Origin of the sequence: Phenylobacterium sp., from assembly GCF_028290885.1 — a bacterium.
GTDB lineage: Bacteria > Pseudomonadota > Alphaproteobacteria > Caulobacterales > Caulobacteraceae > Phenylobacterium.
Genome location: NZ_JAQGIZ010000093.1, coordinates 1 through 8,833, shown reverse-complemented (window position 1 = coordinate 8,833; position 8,833 = coordinate 1). Strand labels below are relative to the sequence as shown.

Below are 8,833 nucleotides of genomic sequence, written 5' to 3'. Positions count from 1 at the left end.
GGACAGCGTCAGGTCGAGGTCCAGGGGCGAGCATATCCAGTCCGATCCGCGCACCTGGTTCACCAGAAAGCGGTCCCCGTCCTTGCGGACGTGGGAGCCTGGGGTCAGGTCCACCCGATAGATGTCGTGCACCCCCACCCGCAGCAGGAGAACGTCCCCATCGCCGGGCGCGCTCCAGCCCTGCCAGTTGTTGCTGAGGAAGCAGTTTTGCCCGTGATCCGGCTTTGCCGCGGCGCTGGCCCCGGTTGCGGCAAGCGCGATCACCGCGATCGTCGCCAGCATGAGATTGAGACGCTTGGCCATCGACAGTCTCCGGGCTCGTTCGGCGCCCATTCTGATCCCTTCGGACCGTCCTGTCATCGGCGTCCGGACCGCTCAGATCCGCATCTAAGCCGGTCCCCGCCCGCCGGCAAGCCGCATTCGCAAGTAATCGACGACTGAATCATACAATGTAAATGATACAAGAGTGTATCATTTACAGGTTAAACAAATGGAACTCCAGGAATCTATGTCATCAAGCTTGACGGGGTTATTAATCACCGACGAGATGTGGGCGCCCCCGACATCTTGCATGTGCTCCGGGGCGGACGACGATACTTCCGTAACAAGCTTTTTAGGAGACGTAAGGATGAAATCCATTCTTGCCGGCGCCTCGGCGCTCGCCGCGATCCTGGCCACAACCCCGGCTTTCGCCACCACGGTCACCACCTCCACCGGCTTCCTGCCGACCTATGTCGGGCCCCAGAACGGCGACGTGGATATCGCCAGCGCTACGGCGTTCATCCAGGGCGGCAACCTGGTGCTCAGCGCGACCGCGAAGGCGCCGATCGGCACGACCGCGGGCGCGATCTATGTATGGGGCGTCAACACCGAGGGCGCGGCCGCTCCGGCTCCCTTCACGATCGATGGCTTCGATAAGGTCTTCTTCAACGACACGGTCGTGGTGAACCCCGCCGCCCCCGCCGCAGGCGTGACGATTTCGGGCGACACCATCACCGACGTCGTGGCGATCTCGTCGCTGAAGAACGTCACGGTCAGCCCCGAGCAGTTCGGCATCAGCCTGTGGCCCGTCGTGGGCTCAGGATTTACCGCCTTCTCCGAGTTCGTGCCCGGCAACTTCACCTTCACGGCCGTGCCGGAGCCGGGGAGCTGGGCCTTGATGATCGTAGGTTTCGCCGGGCTGGGCGCGGCCCTGCGCTCGCGCCGCCGGCCGGTCGCCACGGCCGCCTGACGGACCGGGCCGGCCGGACACGCGAACGCCGCCGGTTGCGAAGCCGGCGGCGTTTCTGTTGCATCGTGTCCTGACCTGCCGCGGGATGCTCTAACCCGGCCCCGAATTACAGTGGCACTCGCCTCTTACGAGAAATGATTTCTCATCGAACAATGGTGTGATAACGCTGTATTAAGGTTGTTTAGGATTGCGCATTCGGCGCCTGGGGTGGGGTAAGTCACATGAAGCTTCAATTGATCTCGGCTGCCGCCGCGAGCGCGGCTGTCACCTTGCTGTTCGCCGGCGGAGCGCAAGCGGCGCTGCCGGTGCAGTTGGCGCCTTGCGCGTCCACGGATATCACGCCGAATGCGCAGGCCTGCCTAGGCTTCTTCGGCAACCAGCTGCTCAGCGGCAATCCGGCCGACACCGCCGTCCAGATCGAGGCGCTTGGCGACCTCGGGTTCACCTGGGACGGCACGACGGTGGTCGAGGACCTCTCCGGCCTCACCGGTTCGAACCCGACCTTCACCACGTCGCTGAACGGCATCACCTTCATCGGCCTGCACTTCGGCGGCGGCACGACCAGCCCTGTCCAGGGGCAGGATACGACCGCCTTCTATCGGTTGGACGCCGGCACGAACCTGCACACCATCCAGCTCGCCTACGGCTCGAGTTCGGACGCCAAGCTGTACTCCACGGGCGGCGGCGGCGTCGTTCCGGAGCCGGCCACCTGGGCCATGATGATCATGGGTCTCGGCAGCCTGGGCGCGGCCCTGCGCCAGCGTCGGCGCGAGGCCGTCCTGCCGGCCTAGGGCGTTTCCCGGCTGACTTGGACCAAGTCAACCGATCGGCACAGTGACCAGACTCCACACCGCTACGAGTGGCAGCCTGGCCCTTATCCAACTCGGCGCCGCTCGAAAGCCCCGGTCGAAAGGCCGGGGCTTTTGCCGTCCGGACGGAACGGCTGCGCGGAGGGCGGGAGCGACACGCGCCTTCCTTAATGCGCCCGCAGCGCCTAGGCTAAAGGCGGCTAGCGCGCGGCCTCAGGATCCGCCGTCGGCGCAAGGCATACGGTGGGGGCATCGGATGGCAGGGGGAGTCAGGACCAGGGCCGCGCTCGCAGGCGCCATCGCCTTCATCGCCCTCGCTGCGACCGCGGCCGACGCCAGCGCCGCCGACGCCAGGGCCGATAACCCCAGGACCGACAACAGCGGCCGCGCGCACTTCAGTCTGGTCATGGACTCCGTCTTCGGCGCCGGCAGATGGCGCGAGACCGGCGGCTATCGCACCCCGGAGCGCGAGAACGAGCTTCGCGCCCAAGGCGCCCTGACGGTTCCCCTGGGCGTGCTTTCCCGCCATTCGATGGGCCACCCCGGCGCCCCGGGCGCTTATGACCTGGTGGTCGAGGGCGTCAGCCCGGTCCAGGCGGCGGAGAGGCTGCGGCGCGCCGGCGCGCCGTTCAGGTTGCTGGCCGAAGGCGCCCACGGAACCCAGGGCGCGCATCTGCACGTCGAGCCCTGGTCGAGCGACCTCAAGGGGCCGGGCCCGCGCGCGCCCGGCCTCGAGTGGATCGTCAAGGACGCCACCCCGGCCGAACAGCGGATCATCGCGCTGCACGCTCGCTCAGAGCAGGGCGATGCCGACGCCCAGTTGCGGCTCGGCCGGCTCTACGCCCAGGGCCGCGACGCGCCCAAGGACACCATCGCCGCCTTCGTCTGGACCGCGCTCGCCGCCGCCAACGCTGCAGGGGACGAAGCCACGCGGGCCGATGCAGGCCGCCTCCTGGCCGAGCTCTCCGGGACCATGAAGCCGCAGGAGCTCGCCCAGGCCCGGCGGTTCGTGGGCGCGCCGACGGATTCCGCCGCGCCGGCTGCCTGCGGGGGCCTGCAGGACGGCGGCCTCATCCTGGTGATCGGCCCCGACCGGCCGCGGCCCGCGACGGACTCAGCGGAGACGCGGGAGTCCTGCGCGAGGTTCAACGGCGACTGAGGGGAGGGCCGGCCTGTCAGTGGAGCTGCCCCGGGGCTGTGCCGGCCGACGTGGCCGTGGTCAGGCGGCGACCGCCGCCGCGTCGCGGGCCTGGGCGGCGATCTCCAGGGAGCGGACGCGCTTGGCCTGGTCGAAGATCTGGGCCGTGACGATGACCTCGTCCGGCGCATGGCGGGCGACGAACGCCGCGAGCCCGGCCCGCACCGTTTCCGGTCCTCCGACCACGGCCTTGGACAGCGGCGACCCGGGCGCGGTCGTGGCGGCGGCGAGGACGCCGTCCACGTCCTCTCGCGGTGGCGGCAGGGGGCCCGGCTGTCCACGGTGCAGGTTGATGAAAGCCTGCTGCAGGGAGGTGAACAGGAAACGGGCCTCCTCGTCGGTGTCGGCCGCCACCAGGTTCAACCCCAGCATCAGGTATGGCCGCTCGCCGAACTGGGACGGCGTGAACTGGGCGCGATAGACGGCGGCGGCCTCGTCCAGCATCTGCGGCGCGAAATGCGAGGCGAAGGCGAACGGCAGGCCGAGCGCTGCGGCCAGTTGGGCGCCGAACAGGCTGGATCCGAGCACCCACACGGGAACCTTCGAGCCCGAGCCCGGGACTGCGCGGATCGCCTGCCCCGGCTGAGGGTCCTGCAAGAAGGCCAGGAGTTCCATGACATCCTGCGGGAATTGGTCGACGCCGCCGGCGAGGTTCCGGCGCAGCGCGCGGGCCGTCAGCTGGTCGGTCCCCGGCGCGCGGCCGACGCCCAGGTCGATCCGGCCCGGATAGATGGCCTCGAGGGTCCCGAACTGCTCGGCGATGATCAGCGGCGCGTGGTTGGGCAGCATCACCCCGCCGGCGCCGAGACGGATGGTCGAGGTCCCTTCGCCGACGTAGGCCAGCGCCACGGCGGTGGCGGCGCTGGCGATGCCGGTCATGTTGTGGTGCTCGGCCAGCCAGTAGCGCTTGTAGCCCAGCCCCTCGGCGGCCCGCGCCAGGGCGCGGCTGGCGCGCAGCGACTGTCCGGGGCCGCCACCCTGGACGATGGGCGAAAGGTCGAGGACGGAAAGGGGAACCATCCGGCCTATGTAGTGGCTCAGTCGTCCGCCCGCACCGCGAACAGGTCGGGAGAACTTTGGGGCTGCGAGCGCAGGTACTGGTTCGGCGCCTTTACGCTGGCCCCGAAGTACGCCGCCGCGTGCCAGGGCCAGCGCGGGTCGTAGAGAACGGCGCGGGCCAGCGCGACCATGTCGGCGTCCCCCGTGCCCACGATCGCCTCGGCCTGCGCGAACTCGGTGATCATGCCGACGGCGATGACGGGCGCATTCGTGGCCTGCTTCACGGCCCGCGCCAGCGGGACCTGGTAGCTCGGTCCCACTGGAATCCGCTGCGCCGGCGTCAGCCCACCGCTGGAGACGTGTACGGCGGCGCACCCGCGGGCCTCCAGCGCTTGCGCCAGCGCCACGGTCTGCTCGATGTCCCAGCCGCCGTCGGCCCAATCCGTCCCGGACACGCGGAAGGTCACCGGCCGCTCGGCGGGGAAGGCTGCGCGCACGGCCTCGAACACCTCGAGCGGGAATCGCATCCGGTTCTCCAGCGAGCCGCCGTAGGCGTCGTCCCGCCGGTTCGACAAAGGCGAGAGGAACTCGTGCAGCAGGTAGCCGTGCGCCCCGTGGAGCTGGACGGCGTCGAGGCCCAGCCGCGCCGCGCGCCGCGCCGCGAGCACGAACGCCTCCCGCACCCGGGTCAGACCCGCGTCGTCCAGCGCGGCCGGGGCGTGCTCGCCCGCGGCGAACGGCACGGCCGACGGCGCCTCCGTCTGCCAGCCCCGCGGCGCGTCCGTGGGCGGGATCTGTCCGCCGCCCTTCCACGGGACTTCGGTGGAGGCCTTACGGCCGGCATGCGCCAGCTGGATGGCGATCCGCATGTCGGACCAGCGCCGCACGCCCTGCAGCACCCGCGCCATCGCGGCTTCGCAGTCATCCGAATACAGCCCGACGTCAGCGTAGGTGATCCGGCCTTCAGGTGTGACCGCCGTCGCCTCGATGGTCAGCAGCGCCGCGCCGGACAAGGCAAGGTGGCCCAGGTGGATCAGATGCCAGTCGGTCATTGACCCGTCGATGGCCGAGTATTGGCACATCGGCGCGATCACGATGCGGTTGGGCAACTCCACGGCGCCGATGCGAAGCGGAGTGAAAAGCTTGGCGCTGGCCATGTTGTCCTCAGGCAGGCTGGGCGCCGGCGTTCTTTCCGCTGTCGTCGGCCCGGCCGCCGGCCGGCCCCGAGGCCGCGTCGGCGACCGGCTTCGCCATCTTGTCACCAATGGAAAGGCCTGCGCTGCGGAAGGTTCCGGCCTGTGATCGGGGACAGGCTAGCGGGCTCGGCAGGCCCCGAACTGACGCAGGTCAGCGCAGCACGAGATTGGGTGCGGCGGCGGAACGGGAAGGCGCCCCCCGAGGTCTCGCTTAGCCGTGTCGAGCCCGGAACGCGGTGATCGCCAACGCACCGATGGCGCGCGCTATGACATCTTCGCCGCCATCGGGCGCGCTGAGCGCTTCGACGACGAGGGGGACACTGGCCGCCAGCCGCAACGCGACTCGGGGCTGGCTTTCACCACAGCTGATCGTTACGGGCTGGCCTAGGTGGACAGCCCTTTCTCCACCGGCGGAGGACTGGCGAAGGCGCTCGTGCAGCGCCTGCAATCGTGCCGGGCACAGGGCCTCCCGGCCATCGGTCACGCGAAACGAAAAGATCGTCGCGGCCCCATCCCAGCCGCCGTCGTCGAAGCGTTTGAGAAGCGGCGCCTCCACGCGCTCCAGGCCGTCGATCGCGCAGATGGCGGCTTCGATCTCGTCGGCGAACCTGGACAGGAAGGCGCCAATCTCCGCGGCGGGACAGGACCTGAACGCCTTCAGCTCGTAGAGCGCGGCGCGCCAACGCGCCAGCATGCCGAAGTTCGGCAGATCCGGCAGGACGTTTCGGCCGTTGAACTCGTTGGGCCAGTCTTCCCGACCGCTATAGTTCGAAAGGGCGGGGAGAAGGTTGCTGGTCCTCAGTCTTGGCGCGGACCCGTCCGGGATGATGAGGGCGCCGGAGAACGGCGGCCCCGCGACGAACTTGGATCCCGTGATCGCGACGAGGAAGTCCGCCGCGAGGTACGCGGCGAGGCTTTCGGTCGAGAGCCGGAATTGGCAGGCGTCGACGAGCACCGTCAGCTGGTCGCCGTAGCGTCGCTTAAGTTCGATCGCGCAGGCGGGGCTGGGCGCGATCAGGCCGGTCTTTGAGACATCGACGAGGACCAACAAGACGGGGCGGCCGGCTCTGAGACGGCCGCGGCAGGCGCGTTCGAAGTCGGCGTCCACATCGCTCGCCGCGCGGGGGCTCCCGTCCGGTCGCCGGAGATCGATGGCGGTGGTCTCGCCCGCGACGGCGCCGGGCAGGAGGGCTCCGATTTCGGATGGCGTCCCGTGGGCGGCGTCCGTCCCGAACGCCTGGCTTCGGAGCGCAAGGGGAACCCCGCGGCCGGTCTCATTGGGGTCCGCCATCACCGTCTCGAGGGGTTGCAACCCGGAGCCGCGCGCGAGGTCCGCCGCCATGAGGTGCAGGTCCGTGCCTGACGGCGCCAGGATAATGTTGGCGGCGGCGGTCGAGGGCAGTCCGCACAGCCGTGCCAGGTCCTCCCGAGTCGCCTGAGCCGCTTGCCTATAGGTTTCCGGCCCCGAGCGCGCGGGCGGCAGGGCTTCGAAGTAGGCCGCGACATGATCGAGGGCGGCCGATGAGATCGTGGATGCGGTCGTCGAGGCGAATTCGGCGGCGCCGGTCTCGGGCTCGACGCCTGAGCCATAGCGGTTCCGTCGCGTCCGTGGGTCCAGGACGATCCGATCGTCACCGCCTAGCGTGAGTAGGTCCGAAATGGCGATCCGGCGAGACGCACCCGGCGCTATCATCGCTCTCGAAGACATAGGCGTGCGCCGTTTGACCTTCCTGACGAACGCCTTGAAGGAATAGCCCTGATAAGGCGCCCCGGCCGGTTTTGGCTTCGTTAAAGCAGGCGGGGGCAGTTGATTCTCGATCCCTGGGAATAAATCCCGCGCCGCGAGCGTCATACCGGAGACAATCGCCCTCCCGATCCGCGCCCCGGCCCCCATGACATGCGGATCGGCTGGCGCGGGGCGCTTCCCCAGGGAGCGTCCCGCGCGTCTTTTACCGCCCGGCCGCCTCGCCGCCGAGCAGCAGGTTGTCGATCAGCCGGGTCGCGCCGAGACGGACCGCCATCGAGGCCAGCGCGGCGCGGTCCACTGTGGAGAGTTCGCGCAGGGTCTCCGGGTCGGCGACGCTCACATAGTCGATCCGCATGTCCGGCTCGGCCGCGATGGTCGCGCGCATGGCCTGGCGCACCGCCTCCGCGTCGCGCTCGCCGCCCTCGAACAGCACCCGCGCGGCAGTGAGCGCCCGGAAGATCGCCGGCGCCGCGGCCCGCTGCTCCGGCGTCAGGTAGCTGTTGCGGCTGGATAGCGCCAGGCCGTCGGCCTCCCGCACGGTCGGGGCCACCACGATCTCCACCGGCAGGTCCAGGTCGGCCACCAGCTTGCGGATCACCACGCTCTGCTGGGCGTCTTTCTGGCCGAAGTAGGCGCGAGTGGGCTGGACGATGTTGAACAGCTTCGCGACCACCGTGGCCACGCCGGCGAAATGCCCGGGCCGCACCGCGCCTTCGAGGACGTCCGTCACCCCGCCGACCCGGATCTCGGTGGCGAACCCCGGTGGGTAGATCTCCGACGGCTCGGGCGCGAACACCAGGTCGACGCCGGCCGCCTCCAGCATCCCTAAGTCCCTCGGCAGGTCGCGCGGATAGCGGCTGAGGTCCTCGCCCGGCCCGAACTGGGTCGGGTTGACGAAGATGCTCACCGCCACCGCCCCGCACTCGGCCTTGGCGCGTTCGACCAGGCTCAGGTGGCCGGCGTGCAGGTAGCCCATGGTCGGCACGAGGCCGAGGTCGCCCGCGCCTGGGCGCGCGGCGCGCATCTGCGCGATGGTCTGCAGGACCTGCAAGGCGGAGCTGGCCTTAGGCGAGCGCGCGGGCGAGTTCGTCGGCGTCCATACCGGCGCTCTGGGCCCGCGTCGGAAAGGCGCCTGCTTCCACCTCCTCCACATAGGTGCGGATCGCCGCCTCCATGGCCGCGCCGATCTCGGCGTAGCGCTTGGCGTGGCGCGGGGAGGTTTCTCCGAGGCCCAGCAGGTCGTGCCAGACCTGCACCTGGCCGTCGCAACCGGCGCCGGCGCCGATGCCGATGGTGGGAACGCGCAGGCGCTGCGACACCGCCTCGGCCAGCGGTGCGGGGACCAACTCCAGCACGATCGCAAAGGCGCCGGCCGCCTCCAGCGCCAGGGCGTCCTCCAGCAGTTGCTTGGCGCAGGGCGCCGCCTTGGCCTGGACGCGGACGCCCAGCTGGTGCTGCGCTTGCGGCGTGAAGCCCAGGTGCCCCATCACCGGCACGCCCCAGTGAGTCAGATGCCGGACGATCGGGGCCACGTGGGCGCCGCCCTCCAGCTTCACCGCGTGGACTTGCGCCTCCTGCATCAGCCGCCGCGCCGAGGCGATGGCGTCGTCCTGGCTGGCGTAGGTGAGGAACGGCAGGTCGCAGACCACCAGC

9 protein-coding genes are annotated in these 8,833 nt (G+C 69.9%); 3 read left to right on the top strand and 6 right to left on the bottom strand.

From position 1 onward, the window contains the following. The coding region (locus tag JWP28_RS06980; protein WP_299541472.1) for a hypothetical protein at positions 1 to 303 on the bottom strand (303 nt) is incomplete at its 3' end. Between the two features lie 325 nt (positions 304 to 628). Between JWP28_RS06980 and JWP28_RS06975 the strand changes: the two genes are divergently transcribed. From JWP28_RS06975 to JWP28_RS06965, 3 genes are all read left to right on the top strand, one after another. Further along, the gene (locus JWP28_RS06975; protein WP_299541470.1) at positions 629 to 1,231 is read left to right on the top strand and encodes a PEPxxWA-CTERM sorting domain-containing protein; all 603 of its coding nucleotides are present in this window, start codon (positions 629 to 631) and stop codon (positions 1,229 to 1,231) included. 221 nt (positions 1,232 to 1,452) lie between these two features. Then, entirely contained in the window at positions 1,453 to 2,022 is a 570-nt protein-coding gene (locus JWP28_RS06970) for a PEPxxWA-CTERM sorting domain-containing protein (RefSeq protein ID WP_299541468.1), read from the top strand. Between the two features lie 274 nt (positions 2,023 to 2,296). Next, positions 2,297 to 3,199 carry a hypothetical protein gene (locus JWP28_RS06965; protein ID WP_299541466.1) on the top strand — a complete coding sequence of 301 codons (903 nt, stop codon included), beginning with the start codon at positions 2,297 to 2,299 and terminating at the stop codon, positions 3,197 to 3,199. A gap of 60 nt (positions 3,200 to 3,259) precedes the next feature. On the opposite strand, the gene JWP28_RS06960 is transcribed toward JWP28_RS06965, so the two are convergent. The 5 genes from JWP28_RS06960 to panB form a co-directional block, all read right to left on the bottom strand. Then, the gene (locus tag JWP28_RS06960) at positions 3,260 to 4,258 is read right to left on the bottom strand and encodes an LLM class flavin-dependent oxidoreductase (RefSeq protein ID WP_299541464.1); all 999 of its coding nucleotides are present in this window, start codon (positions 4,256 to 4,258) and stop codon (positions 3,260 to 3,262) included. Between the two features lie 17 nt (positions 4,259 to 4,275). Continuing rightward, a complete protein-coding gene (locus JWP28_RS06955; RefSeq protein ID WP_299541462.1) occupies positions 4,276 to 5,394 on the bottom strand; it encodes an NADH:flavin oxidoreductase/NADH oxidase in 1,119 nt (372 codons plus the stop codon). 250 nt (positions 5,395 to 5,644) lie between these two features. Continuing rightward, positions 5,645 to 7,285 carry a hypothetical protein gene (locus JWP28_RS06950; RefSeq protein WP_299541460.1) on the bottom strand — a complete coding sequence of 547 codons (1,641 nt, stop codon included), beginning with the start codon at positions 7,283 to 7,285 and terminating at the stop codon, positions 5,645 to 5,647. Positions 7,286 to 7,382: 97 nt separating this feature from the next. After that, positions 7,383 to 8,231, bottom strand: a complete 849-nt coding sequence (gene panC / locus JWP28_RS06945; RefSeq protein WP_299541458.1) for a pantoate--beta-alanine ligase — start codon at positions 8,229 to 8,231, stop codon at positions 7,383 to 7,385. A 13-nt stretch (positions 8,232 to 8,244) separates the two neighbouring features. Continuing rightward, positions 8,245 to 8,833, bottom strand: a 589-nt coding sequence (gene panB / locus JWP28_RS06940) for a 3-methyl-2-oxobutanoate hydroxymethyltransferase (RefSeq protein WP_299541456.1), incomplete at its 5' end; no start/stop codon positions are given.